Below are 18,388 nucleotides of genomic sequence, written 5' to 3' on the forward strand. Positions count from 1 at the left end.
ATAGGAGGTAATATGATGGGTGAAGCAATTATTCATGGTATCATTCTTGCATTTGGTCTTATTATTCCGTTAGGCGTCCAAAATGTTTTCGTTTTTAACCAAGGTGCGAGCCAACCAAACATTTGGAGGGCAGCCCCTGTCGTATTAACTGCCTCTATATGTGATACGTTACTCATATTGATAGCGGTACAAGGTGTTTCCCTTGTACTCCTTACTTTTTCTTGGCTAACTAACTCGTTATATATAATTGGATTTTTCTTTCTCCTATACATGGGCTTTGTTATTTGGAGAAGTAACCCTTCCAACGATGTAAAACAAGAAAAAAGTATGCCCTTAAAAAAGCAAATCCTTTTCGCCGCATCGGTTTCGTTATTAAATCCACATGCAATTTTAGATACGATCGGTGTAATTGGAACCAATTCTATTCAATACATAGGAAATGAAAAATGGGCTTTCACACTTGCAACTATTATCGTTTCTTGGATTTGGTTTATAAGCTTAGCTTTAGCGGGGAAATTTCTAAAAAGGCTAGACTCAACCGGAAAGACAATCGTATTATTAAATAAATTTTCTGGTCTCATCATATGGAGTGTTGCACTTTATATGTTAAAACAAGTTATTTATTCCTAATGAACGAAAGAGAATTGCATGTTACTGAAAACATCATGCAATTCTCTTACAAATTATGAAGTAGGTTCTGGTTTCTTTTTTACGTTCTTTGCATCTTTTGCTGGTTTAATCCAAATGATTGCTATAGCAGCACCGATCCCAGCGAATATACTTGTTAAATAAAATACTTCATGGTCAGCACCTTTCATGAAAAAAGAGTATAGAGGTGGTCCAGCTGCTACACCGATAAAGCGCATTGAACTATAAAATGACGTAACCGTTCCCCTTTGCTCCTTTTCAATTCCTTGTGTAATTAAAGCATCTAAACATGGGAGCGCCATACCAATTCCTATCCCCATAATAACGAGACAAAGAAGTAGTAAATAAATCCCTTTTATAAATAAAGGAATGATGACTGATGCAGCTGCCATTAAAAAACCAATATAAATACACTTCTTCATCACATTTTGATTATCTCCGATTTTTTTACCAGCCATATAGGAACTAATTGACAGTACAAGTAATGGGATCGCAAGCACACACCCTTTCCATATACCATGAATGTCATACTTTGATTCCAGTATAGTTGACAAATAAAAGAGAATTCCGAATAAAATAAGCATAATAATTGCACCTAATGCAAAAATGGCAATTAACCATCTTCCTTTTTCACGAAACGTAGTAAGAATTGATTTTATAAACTCTTTAAGTGGTGGTACTTCTCCTTCTTGTTTCTTTGCCTTTACTAGAACAAGTAATAAAACAATTGATACTACGCATAAAACTGGAATCGCCCAAAAGGGTAAGAACCATACAATGGCAGCAAGAGCAGACCCTAAAATAGGGCTCAGAACTTTCCCAAATGTATTGGATGTTTCTATGATTCCTAAACCTGTACTAACTTGTTTTTCATCCTTGTATAAATCACCAACACACGGTATAACAACTGGCATTGCACCAGCAGCACCAATACCTTGAATCGCTCTACCAATCAATATCCAAGTGTAGGGATTATCCACTTTCCAAGATACCCAACCAGTTATCGCTCCTCCTATAGCCGCAATCAGCAAACTCGGAACCATTACCATCTTTCGTCCCCATCTATCTGATAAATAACCAGCAATCGGTATAAGTAGAATGGCTACGATAGAATAAATTGTAATAATCATGGATACTTGAAATGATGAAATATGTAATTTCTTTTCAATAGTCGGCAGGATTGGGATGAGCATTGAATTCCCTAATGTCATAACTAGTGGAACTGATGCAAGCGCAATCAAACAACAGTTTTCTTTTTTTAACATGTTGGCTTCGAAACCTTTCATCATATATTTCTTACCATATAATAGCCCTGCTGGAACGTAACTTTTCATTCCACCAGGGCTATTACATTTTTACTACTTCCCATTTACAACAAAAGAAATTGGGGGAAATATAGTATTATTTCTATTCTTTGAATCCAGTTCACAATATATCCATACCAATTAATTGAAAAAAAAAGAAAGGAAGAATCCTTCCTTTCTCCTATAACCTTCTACAATTAGCGAGTATATCCGCCACCAAGTTGTTGTTCTGCCATCGCTACAAGGCGTTTTGTAATTTCACCGCCTACAGAACCGTTTGCACGTGAAGAAGTATCAGCGCCAAGTTGTACACCAAACTCTTGTGCAATTTCATATTTCATTTGATCTAAAGCCGCTTGTGCTCCATGTGATGCTAATTGATTAGAATTACGATTTCTAGCCATTACCAATCACCTCCTTATTTATATATAAATTGTGTTAAATTTTAATTTAAATACATGGTAATTTTTGGTTATTCGTATTTTAAAAAAGAGTCTCTACAATGAGAGACTCTTAGATCATTTTATCCCGCTTTAATGGGCAGTAAGCCCCCCCCACTGAAAGGCTTTATCTCAGTGGGAGTAGTTGGCATTAAGAAGTTACTACTTCTAAATTTCTATTTGTTAGTACTTCCATTTCTTCTTTTCATATATCTTTCGCATTATGTCCAAACCATTCGAGTGAAACAAAAGAGGTATACTTTAATTGGTATACCTCTCTCAAACATATACTTTACATAATAATATTATTAATATCTTTCCAACAATACGCTGTCTCTTCCACCTGTAATCTTTCTAAAAATTTTGTATCAATTTTTTCTGGATTAAATTTTTCATAAAACGTTTTAGAAGGGTTATTCGTAACAACCCATACTAAAAGTGATTGCATATCATTTTTTATACATTCAGATAGTAAAGCTTGAAATAACTTTTGTCCTATTTTCATTCCTTGATACTCTTGTAAAAGGTAGATCGCATATAATTCTCCATCACAATTATATGCACCAGTTCTTTCTGCTCCTCCATCGATGAATCCAACTATTTCTCCATTTAACGTCTCTGCTACAAATCTAAATTGATGATTACATTCTTTTTGAAAAATATTTTCCCATTGTTTTTCCCGTTGCTCATATGTTATATTTTCTAAAATCTCGTTAGGGAATATGCCTTTATATGTCGTTTTCCAACTATCAGCGTGGACCTTTGCTATACCTGGTATATCATCTTTTATCGCTCTTCTAATATGTATTTCCATCATTTCTCCCCCCTTGTTATTCACCATTATATCAATTTTTTTCCTTAAAAATCCAAATTAAAAAAGAGTAAATTCACTTCACTCTTTTTTATCACCATTATCTACTTTCCACTTCAACTGAAACTACTCGATCAATCTCTTTTAGGGAACTATATAACTCCGTCGTATACAAGTCTTCTGGAGCTAAAATAACCATCTCTAATTGCTGAAATGCTCCACTATCTATATCCTTAATCTTCACGCGTTTTACATGCATTCCTAAATTTTTAATCTGCTTAAATATACCATCTAACTCATGATGCTCTTTTACAGTAATTTTAATAGATAAGTCCTTTTGTCTTAATGAATACGGTCCTGCAATTTTCACAAGTTGCGGAAGTACATTAATTGCTAAAATGATTAAAATCATAGCAACCGTCGCTTGCAGATAAAATCCTGCTCCAATCGCAATACCTAAAGCTGAAGCAGCCCACACCATAGAGGCAGTCGTTAATCCAGAAATAACATCATTACTTCTTCGTAAAATAACACCTGCCCCAAGAAAACCAATTCCACTCACAATTTGAGCAGCTAGACGCATTGGATCCATATTGGTATGCCCTGGAACAGAATATACATGTACAGATTCAATTGAAACCATCGTAATTAAACAACTTGCTACAGAAATAACCATACTTGTTTTCACACCAAGTGGTTTATTCTTTAGTTGCCTATCTATCCCGATGAATAATCCTAAAAAGAGTGCTAAACCTAATTTGAGTAAAAATTCATATGACATATTTCCATTCTCCTTACTTAACAATGTTTCCCTTAGAATAATTCACTATAACTCTTTTATGATATCAATTCCAGTCTTTTCTATTCGTTTAACGTAAAAAACCGAAAAAACATTTGTGACGATGTTTCCCCGGCTTTTTATTACGTTTAAGATTCTTCTTTATTTCTGATCTTTAATCTTAATCTCTGCATCTTTGTAGAATGCTAATTTACTGTCATTATACTCTTTTGTAAAATTGTTAAATTGCTCTTTTGATTTTTGTGCTTCCACAGTTAATTCATTAACAGCTTTAACTTTTTCACCAATCTCTTTTAATTTCGTTTCTTTTACTTTTAATTTTTCATACAGTTCTTTTTCAGTCGCCAACGCCTTCGTATAATTTTCATTCATCTTTTGGAATGCATCATAACGGTTTTTATACGACTCTTCTACTGCTTTCGCTTGTTTTTGTAACTTTTTATCTTCAAGCTTCTCTATATTTCCTTGAACAGATTTTGTTTCTTTCTGAGCTTTTTCTAGCATTTCTTTCTCATTTTTCAATGCTTTTTCACGATCATCTACATTTGCAGTAGCTTGCTCTATTTTCTTCATAACAGCGTCATTATGCTCTTTACCTTCTTGTAAAATTTGAGAATATAGTTCTTGGCCTTCCTTCTCTAACTTCTCTAATTTTTTCGCTTCATCAACCAATGATTTTTCTTGTGTCGCCGCTGTTTCAAAAGCTGTATATAAGTTTTCTTCTGGTTTTTCACCAAAACAACCTGTTAATAGTCCGACTGATAGTGCTCCAACTACTGCTACTTTTCCATACTTCAACGTTCATTCCTCCATTACATACGGTTATCATGCCAGAAATTCACTGGGAAGTGATTCTCTTCATGATAAGCTTCAAACTCATAACCCTTTTCTTTTAACCCTTTTAAAATTGCTGGCACAGCAGCAACTGATTGTGGATGAATGTCATGCATTAAAATGACTTCTTGTGGTTTTGTTGCATTTGTTAATACATTTTGAGCAATTTGTGCTGCAGCTGCATCAACTTGCATTTTGTTATATTTCCAGTCTAATGAATCAATTGTCCAATCCCACACTTTAAAGCCGCCTTCTACCACCTTATTTCTAAGATTTTCATTTAATCCAGGCATTGAACCGTATGGTGGACGTGTTAATTTAGGTGATTTCCCAATAATATTAGCGATTAAACTTTGATCTTCTTTCATCTCATTTACATACTCGCCATTTTTATATAACTTTGCAAAATTATGCGTCATACTATGCATTCCTACATAATGACCTTCTGCATTTTCACGTTTCACTAAATCTGGAAACTCTTTTACATTCGCTCCAATTAAAAAGAATGTCGCCTTCGCATCATGTTGTTTTAACGTATTTAATAATTCAGCCGTATATTTCCCTGGGCCATCATCAAATGTAAGATAAGCAACTTTTCTTTCCTTGCCATTAAAACGACTTGGTGCCGTTTTATTCATTTCTACTTTTGGTTGTTCACTTGCGAGTTGTACTACATTTTCTTGTTTTGCAACAGCCTTTGCTGGTGAAGTAATGGATTGAAACATGAAATACCCAATAGCTACTGCTGCAATCGCTATTAAAACGAATACTACTCGTTTAATTTTAAAAGCTTTTTCCATTCTATCGAATTCCTCTCCCTATTAATCTTATATATAAATCACCCAATATAATTATACATCTATTTATTTTATTACACTATATAAAACAAACTTTATATGTATTATAATGGGAGTTTTATCAAAATGGTCGTTCCTATTCCTTCTTTACTTATAATATTTATTGTACCTCCATGAAGCTCCACCATTTTTTTAACGATAGCTAAACCAAGACCCGCAACTGTAGCATGATTATTAATCTGGTAAAATGACTATTCTATATATGGTAAATGCTCTTTAGCAATTCCAATCCCTTCGTCTTTCACCTTTATCACTGCTTGTCCTTCATTTTTAGTCGCTTCAATATATACTTTACCATTTTTATGTGAATATTTAATGGCATTTTGAACAATATTCAAGAAAATTTGCTTTAGCCTATTTCAATCTCCTATCAATTCAATTCGTTCTATAGTTTTGATGAATTGCATTTACTTCTCTTCAGCATTAGGAGTTAATTGCCAAATCGTCTCCTCTAGTATATCGTATAATTGCACCTTTTGTTTATATAAATTGAAATGAATTAAGTATAAAAAATCGTTACAGAAAAATTGCTAATCCATCTCGATAAAAAAAGATTGGCAAAGGCCAATCTTTTTTTATTATTCATTTCGAGCTGGCTTTGGTGTTACACCTAAATGTTCATTTAATTTTTTCGAAATATCTTTTACATTTTTTTCATTTGGAATGTAATAATAAATACCTCCAATACGTTTATCCGTACCTTCCACTTGCATTTTTTCCATTTCCAAATTAGATCCTGCCATATTTTTCGTAATAGCAAGCATATCATCGAAAGTTAAGTTCGTTTTCATATTTTTATCAACCGCATCAAGTAAAGAGCCCATTTTGCTAATAGATTGAACAGACATCGCTTTTTTAGCAATTGCTTCAATTACAAGTTGTTGTCTTTGACCACGCATTGCATCACTGTCAATTTTACGCGTTCTTGCAAGTGCAAGTGCTTGTTCTCCATTTAAATGTTGATAACCTTTTTCTAAATGGATCATACCAGCTTGGTCTTTACTATCTTGTTCTGTGAAAGTAACTGGTACATCAATATCAATACCACCAAGTGAATCGACAATTTGTACGAATGATTCAAAGTTAAACTTCACATAATAATCAACAGGAACATTTAAAAATCTTTCCACTGTATCGCGTGTACTTTCAACACCACCAAATACGTGTGCATGTGTAATTTTATCTAATTTCTTTCTAGATGGAATATATACACGTGAATCACGCGGAATACTTACTAATTTAACTGATTTATCATCTTTATTAATTGTCGCTAATAAGAGTGCATCTGTACGAACAGCTTCTCCGTATTGACTTTTTCTCATTTCACTACCATCAACACCCATGATTAGAATTGAAATGTTATCCTTTAAAGGTTCAACTTCTTTATCACGCTTCGATGATTTATCAATTTGTGCATATGCATCACTTACTACTGCTTTTGCTTTATTATATATTAACGATCCATATCCTACTCCACCAAAAATAAGTAGGAAAAACGGAATTAAAATGAACCATTTTATTGACTTTCTTTTAGAACGTTTTTTACTGCTTCTCGTATTCTGTTCTAATTCAGAGCTCATATCCATTCGCCTCTCTTTCTCTTTCCCAATTATAATGCAAGTCTATTAACCTTCATATTGAATTTCCTTTCAATTACCTTACAATTTTGTAATGTTACTGCGCAAATCCAATATGTACTCCATTTCACATTATACTCTCGTGCTTATTTTTGGCAAGTCACTATTTTTCAACTTCAAATATTTAACATTTCGCATTTCGCATTTTCCAAAGTTACCGATTTATAAATTCATTCATTTCGAATCGTTCAATTCCCCGATAAAGTGAAACTTTAATCAGTGGGGTTTTCTTCAGCCCTCACCAATCGGACTTTAATGGGCAGCAAAAATAAAGAACAAAATTAGTAATACAATCCGTACGAATATAGTAATGTACATTTCATATTATTTTTTCTCAAACGGTGTATACATTGTTTTCTTCCCATGATTATTAATGAAAGCTGATTTTGCTTTTATTTTCGTCTTTTGTATTTCTATCTCTTCATTTGAGAAATTCACAATAATTTTAATATTTTTTCCATACGAAGCTGATTGTACTAACTTATCTTCTGACAAATATGCAAAGTCCGTCATTTCTTCTTTTACTGCCTTTTCATGAACTTCATTCCAAACTTTCAGGTGCTGCGTAATTTCTTGTTTATGCTTATTCCACTCTACTTCATCTAAATGGTACAACGGAGGAACGTTATACAATAATTCGTATAGCATACGGTTTCCGACCTCATCTTTTACTTTCAAGCTTCCCCATTCCCAGTGATGCGTTGTAATTACAGAATCATTGTATACTAATTTATATAACGGTACTGAATATACAGGATTTAAATACACTTGTTTATACTCTTCTTTTAACGGTACTTGTTTTGCATATTTTTCTGGAACATTTTGATTCGGTGACCAATATCCGCCTACATAATACGGACTTGTTTTGTTTTTCCTCATATCTTCATCGTCCCATTTAATTACAGGCGTTTCAATACCATGAGCAAATGCAATCGTGCTACTTGCAAAATCATTTCCACCCTCAGAACCCACTACCATACCTTTTTCTTGTGCAATATAATCCATTCGTTGCAGTCTTGCTTTTAAATCTTGCTCTTGTGTCGTTATATGTTTCGCTGAATAGTCATCGTAAATTTCACCTGTCGCATCACAATCAATAAACCATGAATTATATTTAGGACCATTTTGTAATATATCATTCATGCGTTCTTTTACACTAGGCAGAGATAAAGTTGGATTTAATTTTCGCCCTCTCCCTAAAAACCCTTGCACCTTTTCTCCATTTTTCTTCGTTACAGTAGCCTCTTCGTATAATGATGGGTCATTAAAGGATGCTGTGTTCCAATTTTTATCACTTTTTTCGTGAATGGAATGATATGAGTCATACGGACCAACTAAATACCCCATTTCCTTAGCTTTTGTCACGAAATTAGGTTGCATAAATCCTTGTTCCCAGTTCGGCAGACCAATCCACGCTTTTTCTATTCCTGCCTCTTTCATTTCCTTTAGTATGTCCGTTCCATCTGCATTACCCCATTTACTTACCTCTTCAACCGCATCACCAAGTAGCGACTTTAATAAATGCTTATTTAAGCTATACAATTCTGTATTCGTTAAGTGACCTACGCCTTTCTTTAATAGCACACTAGCTTCCTGATTAACGTTTTGAAAAATATCCTCTTTATAAAATTCTTTCATAGATAACACTTCGTTTATATAACGTAAAATAACATTTTTTTGATACTTATCAATGAAATCTTGTTTACTTACTTGATCTAATACATTCAATTCCCCAGACTCCGAACTATTCTTTTGGATAAGTTCTTTTATATGGCTAAATACAGGACTATTTATTTGCTCTCTTATCTTCGCCCAATTTACATTACTGTCAGACAAACCATTTTGATTCCAAAAATAAAAATGAGCCGCACCATAAAGTTTTTCAATCTCTTTATTTTTTCTAGCCTTTTCTTGTAATGTTTTAAATTCACCTTTTCCAGCAATATTATCCTTATACAGTTTAGCAATACTGACTGCATCATTATTTGTCACATATAATTGAAATCCATATGTTTTACTTTTATTTATACGCGGGAATTCATGTGTAAAATCAAATCCTATTTTCGGATCCGAATGAAATTTTAATTCATTATTAAACATATTGTTCGCAATATATACAATCGAATATTTAGAACCATTTAACGCGAAAAACTTCATAGAAAATGATTCAGCAAATGAATATGCATCATCCTTTAAAAACTTCTTCCAATTTCCATCATTACTCGGAATTTGCTTCCCTTCCCATAACGGAAGTGTATAATTTTCAGCTTGTACTTTCGGCCAAGTAAAGCTTTCTGCACCAGTCGATTCCACTTCGATATTTAAGTGATCTTTTTTCTTCTCTAGACTCACTTTTACTTTTTGATCTGGATATTCCCAAGATGTACGATCCTTATCTTTTTTTACATTCGACACCTTCATTTTCGGCAAGGGCTGTGACGCCTGTTCCTTTACACCATCATGTTCTACAGTTAACGTGAAAGTCTCTGGATTGACATCATAAGTAAACTCTTTATACGTTGCTTTCTTTATTTTAGACTCTTGAACAGTATTGCTATCTTTTACATCACACCCGACTAAAGTCGAAAATGACATCGTTGTAAGAAGACATATTGCTATCATTTTTTTCATCTTCTGCACCTCCACCACTGAATATACAGGGGCTTTGTTACAGGAATGTGGCAAAAAAATAGAGCTAGCATAAACTAGCTCTATTTGCGTATTAAAAATAAAGTGAAACTTTAATCAATGGGGGTTTTGTTCATCCCCCACTGATTATTAGTTGAACCAATCGGACGTTTACGGACAGTTAATCTCCCACCTAACTTCTTTGCTCCAACTGAATTTTGAGATGGGAATTTTACTGTCCGTTAACGCGGGATAAAGGCAAATCATTCTAAGTTGTAACACTTATTTCTTAACTAAAAAAATACGTGTATATAATATAGCCTAAAGCTAGCACTAAAATTACTAAGGCTGTACCTTTCCAATTCATACCACCTGTCATATCAACTGGACTACCTGTTTCAGCTCTGTTTAATCCATCCTTTAAAGAACCAGTAGGATTATTTTTCAATTCACTTTGCCGTATACGTTCTCTTTTTTCTTCCGGTGACTCTTGCTTCATAGGATCACCTCCAAATGAATACACACTTTACTAAATTATACATTATTACTTTTCTTTTATATGCCAACTGAAAAGCTATTTACAACAAAAAAAGCTAGCCATGCTAGCTTTTTTATAGTTCTATATGTTCTTCTTTATTTACTGTAATACCTCTATGATCGATTTCTAGCTCACACACTTTCATAGACGTAAATACTCTCGCTAATTGCTCAGCAATTTCTTGACGTTTCTCATAAGGCGTTAATATAAAAATAGATGGTCCTGCACCGCTAAGCGCTGTACCGTATGCACCGAATTCTTTTGCACATTTACGAATAGATGGTAATAACGGTACTAGCTCTAAACGATACGGCTCATGAAAATGATCCCTTTCCATCATTTCGCCTACAACTTCCCATTTCTTTTGACATAAAGCAGCTACTAATACATTACTTATTGCACTAGCCTTAACAGCTTCATGAAACGGGAATACTTCTGGTAATACAGATCGACTTTCATCTGTATTTAGCTCTTCATTTGGAATAAGAGAAATAACGCCTAATTCCTTACTTTCAATTCTTACAACCGAAACATTCTTTCCATCAAGTGCTCCGATTACCGTTCCTCCTAATATAGAAGCAGCAACATTATCAGGATGACCTTCAAAATTTGTAGCAATTTGAACTTTTTGATCAGTCGTTAAGTTCAAGTTGCCTAGTTGATTCGCAAGCTCTATCCCAGCTACAATTGCTGATGCACTACTTCCTAGTCCTCTTGTTAATGGGATATTACTAGTAACTTCTATTATATAAGGTGATAAAGAAGGACTCACTTTACATGCCGTACTAACGATTAAATTTTTATCGTCTGTCGGAATCGACTCATCAAAAGAATGGATCACTTTCCATTTATTAGATTTCTCTTTTACTACTACATGCAAATACAATGACAAAGCTACTCCTACTGAATCGAATCCAGGTCCAACATTCGCTGTACTAGCAGGAACACGAATACTTAATGGTATCACGACATAATCACCCCTTTAATATGCTCTTTAATTTGTTCTATATTATTTGAAACACTTGCAATATCTAATGTATTAGAAGAAATTGCAATATCAGGATCTTTCAAGCCGTTCCCAGTTAAAACTGCAACAACTGTTTCTCCTTTTTTGATTTTTCCAGATTGAACATGTTTCATTACGCCAGCTAATGAAGCATTCGATCCTGGCTCAGCGAAAACCCCTTCCGATTTTGCTAATAATCTATACGCATGTAAAATTTCTTCATCTGATACCATATCTATTTCACCGTGAGACTGCTCAGCAGCCTCTACTGCATATGACCAACTTGCTGGGTTACCGATGCGAATCGCTGTTGCAATTGTTTCTGGCTCGTCAATTACATGCCCTTTTACAATAGCAGCTGCTCCTTCCGCTTCAAATCCATGAATTCTTGGCTTCTTATATCCTTTTTCTTTCTCATATTCACAGAAACCCTTCCAGTACGCTGTAATATTTCCGGCATTCCCAACAGGAATCGCTAAAACATCTGGTGCACTTTGCAATTGGTCACAAATTTCAAATGCTGCTGTTTTTTGCCCTTCAATTCGATAAGGATTTACCGAGTTAACTAATGTGATTGGCTCTTCTGCAGCAATATTTCTTACAGCCTTTAGTGCATCATCAAAATTTCCTTCTATTGAAATGATTTCAGCACCATAGGCAACTGCTTGCGCTAATTTTCCATGTGCAATCTTTCCTTCCGGTATTACGATAATACATTTCATTCCAAGGCGTGCCGCATATGCGGCAGCCGATGCTGATGTATTACCTGTCGATGCACAAATAATAGCCTCTGAACCTTCTTCTTTCGCCTTCGCAACTGCCATTACCATACCACGATCTTTAAAAGAACCTGTCGGATTCGCTCCTTCATACTTACCATATAACTGAATTCCTAATTGTTTTGATATATTTAATAACGGAATAAGCGGTGTATTACCTTCCATTAAGCTCACATCAGGTGTATTTTCATTGACCGGTAAATAAGAAGCATACTGTTTTAATAATCCTTTATACATATTGTTTTTCCTCCTCAATAATGTAGTAACTGTTTATTTCACTTGCGACATCTTCTATCGCTCCTAAAACTCGTTCGAATTGATACTTTGAAGTTTGATGTGTTACAACAACGACTTCTGCAAGTTCACGATTTAAAGGTAATTGAATCACTTCTTTTAAACTTACAGAATAATTAACGAAACATTCTGTTATTTTTTGCAACATCCCAGGTTCATCTCGTAATGAAATACGTAAGAAATATTTCGAAACGACTTCTTCATCCCCTTGTAATTCATACGGTTCTGGTTCTTTTAACGCACTTTTATTTTTCTGAACTTGATTCATATTTTTAACGATTGAAATAATATCACTTACTACAGCAGAACCAGTCGGTAATTTCCCAGCTCCTGGTCCGTAAAACATTACTTCTCCTACTGCTTGACCGTGAACATATACCGCATTAAATTCATTATTTACATTCGACAATGGATGATGACTTGGTAAAAGTGTCGGTTCTACACTTAAATGAATGGCTGATCCTTGTTTCTCCGCTTTCCCAATTAACTTCATTGTAAACCCTAACTTTTCAGCCATTTGTAAATCTTCTTTTTCGACCTTTCGAATCCCTCTTACTTGCACATCATCTAAAGAAACATTCATCGAAAAACCTAAGTTTGCAAGAATCGCTACCTTTCTCGCCGCATCTAGCCCATCTACATCCGCTGTCGGATCTGATTCTGCAAAACCTAATTTTTGTGCTTCCTGTAAAGCTTCTTCATACGACCATCCATTTTGACTCATCTTTGTTAACATGTAATTTGTTGTACCATTTACAATTCCCATTATTTTTTCAATCTGATCTGATGCTAATCCGTCTGTTAACCCTCTTAACACCGGAATACCGCCCGCTACACTTGCCTCATAACACAAATCACAATCATTATCATTTGCCAGTTGGAGAAGTTCTGCACCGTATACAGCCATTAAATCTTTATTTGCTGTCACGACATGTTTCTTATTTCGTAAAGCCTTAACAATATGCTGCTTCGCTTCTTCAATTCCGCCCATTACCTCTACTACAATATCAATATTTGAATCATTTAGAACTTCATCGACATGACTTGTTACTACGATTCCATCAATACAAACATCACGTTCTTTTTCTAAATCACGTACAACAACTGTCTTCACTTTCACTTCATACCCTGTATCAAGTGCAATTTTTTTACAATGTTCTTTCAAAATATGGACAACACCACTTCCGACCGTACCTAATCCTAACACTCCTACATTAACAACATTAACAACATTATTCATCTTCTAATCTCCTCCTACAATTTTATTTTTTATCTTTATCAATCACCTTGCTCTGCTTTTCAATCATGCAGGTGGTGGTTATTTCCGTACGTACAAATCGTTTCATGTTACAGCACCTCCTTTCAAAGTAATAAAAAAACACACTCATCCCTAGGAAAGGGACGAATGTGTTTTCGTGGTTCCACCCTTGTTCCAACCTAGACATATTTCTCTCTAGATTGCTCAAGTTCAGATAACGGCTGATTCCGTCAATAATTACTAGATTACTCGTTCACTATTGAAGTTCAAAGGTGGTAAAATCATTTCTCGTGTTAGGAAGCTCACACCCTTGACTTCCCTCTCTGTAAACCGTAAAAATGATTTCATGTCCTTATCGTTACTTTTCGTTCATGTTTATTTGTTAACTCATTATACTCGCATAAAAAACAAAATCAATACCATTTTTTATTTATTTTTAATTTTCAATCTTTAAAACTATAAAAAACACACTCATCCCTAGGAAAGGGACGAATGTGTTTTCGTGGTTCCACCCTTGTTCCAACCTAGACATATTTCTCTCTAGATTGCTCAAGTTCAGATAACGGCTGATTCCGTCAATAATTACTAGATTACTCGTTCACTATTGAAGTTCAAAGGTGGTAAAATCATTTCTCGTGCTAGGAAGCTCACACCCTTGACTTCCCTCTCTGTAAACCGTAAAAATGATTCCGTGTCCTTATCGTTACTTTTTCGTTCATGTCTATTTGTTAATTTATTATAGTTATGAAGTTTTTAAAAAGCAAGCCTATTTTTACTAACTATTTTCAAGAAATTTTTTTATTATATTTCACAATATCATTATGCAACTGCCACTCAATTTACCTATTTTGTTATTTCTCCAGTTTTTAAATCAACAGTTCCCATATAAATATCCCATTCTAAAACACATACATACCCACAAAAAACTATACCAATAAAATTTTTCAATACAATCTTTTCGTATAACTTTCTTCTAAAGAACGTGCAACATCCTCTTCAGAAGTATTTACTTTCGCGTGCTCCAGCAACATTTTCGCTGCTGATGGTAACTCTTTTTTATGTAACCAAGATTCTGGATCCCACATATTAGAACGAATAAAAGCTTTTGCACAATGAATATAACACTCTTCTATTTCAACAACAATTCCAAGTAGCGGCTTGCGTCCATTTGCCTGCATTTCTTGCAAAATTTCTTCGTCGTTTGTTATATACGCTCGGCCATTTATTCGGAGTGTCTCCCCAAGACCTGGAATAAAAAAGAGTAACCCTACACGTGGATTTGAAATAATATTCAAAATGGAGTCTATACGGCGGTTGCCTGGTCTTTCTGGAATGATGATTTTATTTTTATTGAACACATATACAAATCCAGATGCATCTCCTCTGGGTGAGGCGTCACACTCTCCTAACTTATTTGCAGTAGATAATACTAGAAAAGGAGATTTGGATAGAAAATCTATACAGTGGTGGTCTAGTGATGAAATAACTTTCTTTAACGCTCTCTCACTTGGTTGCCCCAATATTTTCCGTAATTCTTCCTCTGTTGAAATAATCGATTTTATTTCCGTCCTCTCTATACCCACTTATACCCTCTCCTTTTTCTTTATTTTCCCAAAATTCAATACAGATATTGTATAATAAAATTTGCAGAAAGGGGAATTTAAATGACAGAGTGGTTAACAATATTTGATACTGAAAAAAATATACTTGGGAAGAAATTACGTGATGAAGTGCATCGTGACGGTGATTGGCACGAAACATTTCATTGTTGGTTTGTAGAAAAAGATGAGGAAGATATGTTTTTATATTTCCAATTACGCTCTAAAAATAAAAAAGAAGCTCCGAACATTTGGGATATTACTTCAGCTGGACATATTATGCATGATGAAGATGTACAAAGTGGTGGTCTTCGTGAAATTGAAGAAGAATTGGGGCTTTCTTTTCAAACGAATGATTTAGCATATAAGGGCATCTTTAAAATAGATTATGAAATTTCAAATCTTACAGATCGCGAGTTTTGTCATATGTATTTCCACAATGTCATTAACTCACTTCCATTCGCACCAGGTGAAGAAGTAGACGATGTGATGAAAATACATGCAACTTCTTTTCTACAGCTATTAAAAAGAGAGATTTCATCTTTTACCGCTACTTCTGTTTTGAGCAATAAACCGCTAACGATAACTTTTGATGATATTTATCCGTATGATTTTGCATACTATGAATTTGTTGTTGAACAAGGAAAAGACTTACTAGAAAATAAGAGTTTATAAATAAAATAGGACTCCTAGCATCGTACTGCAAGGAGTCCTATTTTTTCATTATTGTTCAAGCATTTTCAATCTACTCTCTACTTGTATAAATAAACGAACGATTAATAACAGCATAATCACCATAATCGCTATCATTGTATGTGGATATCTAAACAGTACACTAATAACACTTCCAATGAACATCATGATGAATCCGTTTTGCTTCATGACTTCCGCACTATACCTATTACCTGCATCCCATAATTCTTTATTTTTCATAGATCGTTTCGTACGATAACCATATGCCGCATTAATATCTGTCGGTGGATTTTTTTGAAGGATAATTGCCGCAAATATAAATATAATACCTATTAAAATACTCATTCCTATGTTTATTAGTGCATACATCAATTATATCCCCTCCTAACCTACACCTTCATTATACGACATAATCCTGTTTTCCCTAATTTATAACACATTCATTTTCTTTCTTTTGATGTCTGGAACATACTTGGAAGTGTTACAAAACGCGCCCCTTTCGTTTTTAACTGCGGAATAATTTTGTCTAGCGCCTCTACGGATCCTTGCAAATGCCCACCTGGAGTTGAATGCTGAAGTATGATACTACCAGGAAATGAGTTCCCTAACACATTATTTGTAATCGTATCAGCGCTTACACCTTTCCAATCAACCGTGTCAACACTCCACTGTACAATCATAAAATTTTGCTCAGTTGCCCACTTCAATTGATCTTCAAGTATTTCACCATACGGTGGACGTACAAATTTAGGAGCATAGCCGACTAAACGTTTTAATATTTCTTCCGTTTTTATAATTTGATTACGGTACTCCACCTCATTTACTTTCGCTAAATTTGGATGACTATACGTATGATTGCCAATTACATGCCCTTCATTCGCAATACGCTTTACGACATTCGGAAACTTTTCTGCGTTTTCACCAAGTAAGAAAAAAGTAGCTTTTACATTATGTTGTTTTAACTTATCTAATATTTTCGGCGTAAATTCTAAATCCGGTCCATCATCAAATGTAAGTGCGACTTCCGCTTTATTGTACGGTCCTGAAAATGCGTACGCATATTTTTCGACCCATGAAAATGGTGTCCACGATCCACGTTCATCTGCTTTCATTTGTACTTCATAGCTTTGAGGGGTATATGTGTATGGCAATGTGCTTATATAATTTCCGTAATAAAATAAGTTATATGGCATATAGGTATACGGAACATCTCGTTCTAGTCCCCATTGATATGGAGCAAACATTTGTGGCGAATAAAAATAATACATAATAAAAACCTCCCTAAAATTTCATATGTGATTCCTCTACACTTTGTTAGAGAAATTCTTATTCATAAACAAAAATAAGACTGTCCGTAATTTGGACAGTCTTACTGCTTATTATTGTTAATAAATTGATGTGCTATCTTTTGGCAAAGCTTTCACATGTTTTAAATAACTCGTCACTCTGTCATCATCACCTTGCGGGTACTGATATCCATAAGCGCTAGCAATTTCATTCGCCACTTCCCTAAATAAATCACCCATGACAAAGAATGATTCCCATATGTTTTCATATTCTGCATTAGAAAATGTCTTTTTAAATTGCTCCCACATATCTCCTTCGAAATATTGCTCAAAATGCTTTCCAAACTTCCCTGCATTAACTGTAAAGTCTGTTTTCATACCAATATGCCATTCTAGCATTACGATGAACATATCTCGTACTGGTCCTTCAAGCATTCCTTTCGCATAAGAAAGCTCTTCTCTCCATAATCCTTTTGCCACATTCGTACTACACCACCAAAATTCATTACAGCAACCTAAAAATTCTTTTTCTGTAGGCTTTTTTATTAAGTAATCTTTATCGCTTGCTGGCGGGAATTCTTCCATACAATTATCTTTATCGAGAAGTAATTTACTTAAGCTATCTTGTCCAACGAACTTTTTTATTAAATCAACCGGAACTAATGTTAAATCAATCCGATTTCCATCCATGAACTGCATTAAATACGGAAACTTCCCGTCTCCATCTGGTGGAACTAATGACATTTCTTCTGGCATTTGTACAATCATTATTTCTCCAAACCTATGAATCCAATTATGATTAGACGTAAAAGAGCGTATATCTTTTACAACATATATAATATCGTAGTCTTGAAAACAATCTCTTTTCACATTTGGATTTACACGCGATCCATTCATGATGACAGCTCGAATTCTTTCATCCTCTTTTGCTGTATTTATAATTAAATCCAGCATTTCTTTTTCAGTTCTCATCTATTC

Annotated in this window: 18 protein-coding genes, 1 pseudogene and 2 other annotated features; of the genes and pseudogenes, 2 read left to right on the top strand and 17 right to left on the bottom strand. The window is 34.4% G+C overall.

The features are described from left to right. Positions 1-15 precede the first annotated feature (15 nt). The gene (locus ACTFRS_RS08595; RefSeq protein ID WP_139867606.1) at positions 16-630 is read left to right on the top strand and encodes a LysE/ArgO family amino acid transporter; all 615 of its coding nucleotides are present in this window, start codon (positions 16-18) and stop codon (positions 628-630) included. A 53-nt stretch (positions 631-683) separates the two neighbouring features. Here ACTFRS_RS08595 and ACTFRS_RS08600 read toward each other — a convergent pair whose 3' ends face one another. The 14 genes and pseudogenes from ACTFRS_RS08600 to ACTFRS_RS08665 all read right to left on the bottom strand — a co-directional run bounded on the left by ACTFRS_RS08600 (position 684) and on the right by ACTFRS_RS08665 (position 15,416). Continuing rightward, positions 684-1,913: an MFS transporter gene (locus ACTFRS_RS08600; protein ID WP_139868130.1), complete on the bottom strand. Its 1,230-nt coding sequence runs from the start codon at positions 1,911-1,913 to the stop codon at positions 684-686. A gap of 236 nt (positions 1,914-2,149) precedes the next feature. Further along, the gene (locus ACTFRS_RS08605; protein ID WP_000113545.1) at positions 2,150-2,356 is read right to left on the bottom strand and encodes an alpha/beta-type small acid-soluble spore protein; all 207 of its coding nucleotides are present in this window, start codon (positions 2,354-2,356) and stop codon (positions 2,150-2,152) included. Between the two features lie 328 nt (positions 2,357-2,684). Then, the gene (locus ACTFRS_RS08610; protein WP_139867608.1) at positions 2,685-3,209 is read right to left on the bottom strand and encodes a GNAT family N-acetyltransferase; all 525 of its coding nucleotides are present in this window, start codon (positions 3,207-3,209) and stop codon (positions 2,685-2,687) included. A 94-nt stretch (positions 3,210-3,303) separates the two neighbouring features. Beyond that, entirely contained in the window at positions 3,304-3,984 is a 681-nt protein-coding gene (locus ACTFRS_RS08615; protein ID WP_000119508.1) for an MgtC/SapB family protein, read from the bottom strand. A 159-nt stretch (positions 3,985-4,143) separates the two neighbouring features. Beyond that, a complete protein-coding gene (locus tag ACTFRS_RS08620) occupies positions 4,144-4,800 on the bottom strand; it encodes a YkyA family protein (RefSeq protein ID WP_139867610.1) in 657 nt (218 codons plus the stop codon). Positions 4,801-4,814: 14 nt separating this feature from the next. After that, positions 4,815-5,636, bottom strand: a complete 822-nt coding sequence (locus tag ACTFRS_RS08625; protein ID WP_139867612.1) for a peptidoglycan-N-acetylglucosamine deacetylase — start codon at positions 5,634-5,636, stop codon at positions 4,815-4,817. A gap of 101 nt (positions 5,637-5,737) precedes the next feature. Further along, positions 5,738-6,190, bottom strand: a pseudogene (locus ACTFRS_RS08630) (sensor histidine kinase); the annotation flags it as partial. A gap of 81 nt (positions 6,191-6,271) precedes the next feature. Further along, the gene (locus ACTFRS_RS08635; RefSeq protein WP_139867614.1) at positions 6,272-7,273 is read right to left on the bottom strand and encodes an LCP family protein; all 1,002 of its coding nucleotides are present in this window, start codon (positions 7,271-7,273) and stop codon (positions 6,272-6,274) included. Between the two features lie 381 nt (positions 7,274-7,654). Then, positions 7,655-9,961: a glycoside hydrolase gene (locus tag ACTFRS_RS08640; protein WP_139867616.1), complete on the bottom strand. Its 2,307-nt coding sequence runs from the start codon at positions 9,959-9,961 to the stop codon at positions 7,655-7,657. 286 nt (positions 9,962-10,247) lie between these two features. Continuing rightward, a complete protein-coding gene (locus tag ACTFRS_RS08645) occupies positions 10,248-10,457 on the bottom strand; it encodes a DUF6366 family protein (RefSeq protein ID WP_113712372.1) in 210 nt (69 codons plus the stop codon). A 112-nt stretch (positions 10,458-10,569) separates the two neighbouring features. Then, entirely contained in the window at positions 10,570-11,463 is an 894-nt protein-coding gene (gene thrB / locus ACTFRS_RS08650; protein WP_139867618.1) for a homoserine kinase, read from the bottom strand. Next, positions 11,460-12,518 carry a threonine synthase gene (gene thrC / locus ACTFRS_RS08655; protein WP_000276440.1) on the bottom strand — a complete coding sequence of 353 codons (1,059 nt, stop codon included), beginning with the start codon at positions 12,516-12,518 and terminating at the stop codon, positions 11,460-11,462. Before thrC ends, thrB begins: the two co-directional genes overlap by 4 nt. Further along, positions 12,511-13,815, bottom strand: coding sequence for a homoserine dehydrogenase (locus ACTFRS_RS08660; protein WP_139867619.1), 1,305 nt, complete (start codon positions 13,813-13,815; stop codon positions 12,511-12,513). Before ACTFRS_RS08660 ends, thrC begins: the two co-directional genes overlap by 8 nt. A 154-nt stretch (positions 13,816-13,969) precedes the next feature. After that, positions 13,970-14,201 (bottom strand) — a binding site (T-box leader). A 113-nt stretch (positions 14,202-14,314) separates the two neighbouring features. Beyond that, positions 14,315-14,546 (bottom strand) — a binding site (T-box leader). A 231-nt stretch (positions 14,547-14,777) separates the two neighbouring features. Continuing rightward, positions 14,778-15,416: a pyridoxamine 5'-phosphate oxidase family protein gene (locus tag ACTFRS_RS08665; protein ID WP_139867621.1), complete on the bottom strand. Its 639-nt coding sequence runs from the start codon at positions 15,414-15,416 to the stop codon at positions 14,778-14,780. Between the two features lie 81 nt (positions 15,417-15,497). Between ACTFRS_RS08665 and ACTFRS_RS08670 the strand changes: the two genes are divergently transcribed. Then, a complete protein-coding gene (locus ACTFRS_RS08670; RefSeq protein ID WP_440023746.1) occupies positions 15,498-16,106 on the top strand; it encodes an NUDIX hydrolase in 609 nt (202 codons plus the stop codon). 48 nt (positions 16,107-16,154) lie between these two features. Here ACTFRS_RS08670 and ACTFRS_RS08675 read toward each other — a convergent pair whose 3' ends face one another. The 3 genes from ACTFRS_RS08675 to ACTFRS_RS08685 form a co-directional block, all read right to left on the bottom strand. Beyond that, positions 16,155-16,493, bottom strand: a complete 339-nt coding sequence (locus tag ACTFRS_RS08675) for an SdpI family protein (protein ID WP_139868132.1) — start codon at positions 16,491-16,493, stop codon at positions 16,155-16,157. A 71-nt stretch (positions 16,494-16,564) separates the two neighbouring features. Next, positions 16,565-17,392: a peptidoglycan-N-acetylglucosamine deacetylase gene (locus tag ACTFRS_RS08680; RefSeq protein WP_440023745.1), complete on the bottom strand. Its 828-nt coding sequence runs from the start codon at positions 17,390-17,392 to the stop codon at positions 16,565-16,567. A gap of 117 nt (positions 17,393-17,509) precedes the next feature. Then, positions 17,510-18,382, bottom strand: a complete 873-nt coding sequence (locus tag ACTFRS_RS08685; RefSeq protein WP_001258521.1) for an aminoglycoside 6-adenylyltransferase — start codon at positions 18,380-18,382, stop codon at positions 17,510-17,512. Positions 18,383-18,388: the final 6 nt, after the last annotated feature.

This window comes from Bacillus cereus group sp. MYBK139-1 (assembly GCF_051916915.1).
Taxonomy (GTDB): Bacteria; Bacillota; Bacilli; order Bacillales; family Bacillaceae_G; genus Bacillus_A; species Bacillus_A pacificus.

Excerpts from the sequence above, each read along its gene's own strand:
- ACTFRS_RS08660 (WP_139867619.1), bottom strand. The coding sequence starts at position 13,815 with ATGAATAATGTTGTTAATGTTGTTAATGTAGGAGTGTTAGGATTAGGT.
- ACTFRS_RS08640 (WP_139867616.1), bottom strand. The coding sequence starts at position 9,961 with ATGAAAAAAATGATAGCAATATGTCTTCTTACAACGATGTCATTTTCG.
- ACTFRS_RS08605 (WP_000113545.1), bottom strand. The coding sequence starts at position 2,356 with ATGGCTAGAAATCGTAATTCTAATCAATTAGCATCACATGGAGCACAA.
- ACTFRS_RS08615 (WP_000119508.1), bottom strand. The coding sequence starts at position 3,984 with ATGTCATATGAATTTTTACTCAAATTAGGTTTAGCACTCTTTTTAGGA.
- ACTFRS_RS08645 (WP_113712372.1), bottom strand. The coding sequence starts at position 10,457 with ATGAAGCAAGAGTCACCGGAAGAAAAAAGAGAACGTATACGGCAAAGT.
- ACTFRS_RS08670 (WP_440023746.1), top strand. The coding sequence starts at position 15,498 with ATGACAGAGTGGTTAACAATATTTGATACTGAAAAAAATATACTTGGG.
- ACTFRS_RS08675 (WP_139868132.1), bottom strand. The coding sequence starts at position 16,493 with ATGTATGCACTAATAAACATAGGAATGAGTATTTTAATAGGTATTATA.
- ACTFRS_RS08625 (WP_139867612.1), bottom strand. The coding sequence starts at position 5,636 with ATGGAAAAAGCTTTTAAAATTAAACGAGTAGTATTCGTTTTAATAGCG.
- ACTFRS_RS08610 (WP_139867608.1), bottom strand. The coding sequence starts at position 3,209 with ATGATGGAAATACATATTAGAAGAGCGATAAAAGATGATATACCAGGT.
- ACTFRS_RS08600 (WP_139868130.1), bottom strand. The coding sequence starts at position 1,913 with ATGTTAAAAAAAGAAAACTGTTGTTTGATTGCGCTTGCATCAGTTCCA.
- ACTFRS_RS08685 (WP_001258521.1), bottom strand. The coding sequence starts at position 18,382 with ATGAGAACTGAAAAAGAAATGCTGGATTTAATTATAAATACAGCAAAA.
- thrC (WP_000276440.1), bottom strand. The coding sequence starts at position 12,518 with ATGTATAAAGGATTATTAAAACAGTATGCTTCTTATTTACCGGTCAAT.
- ACTFRS_RS08635 (WP_139867614.1), bottom strand. The coding sequence starts at position 7,273 with ATGAGCTCTGAATTAGAACAGAATACGAGAAGCAGTAAAAAACGTTCT.
- ACTFRS_RS08595 (WP_139867606.1), top strand. The coding sequence starts at position 16 with ATGGGTGAAGCAATTATTCATGGTATCATTCTTGCATTTGGTCTTATT.
- ACTFRS_RS08680 (WP_440023745.1), bottom strand. The coding sequence starts at position 17,392 with ATGTATTATTTTTATTCGCCACAAATGTTTGCTCCATATCAATGGGGA.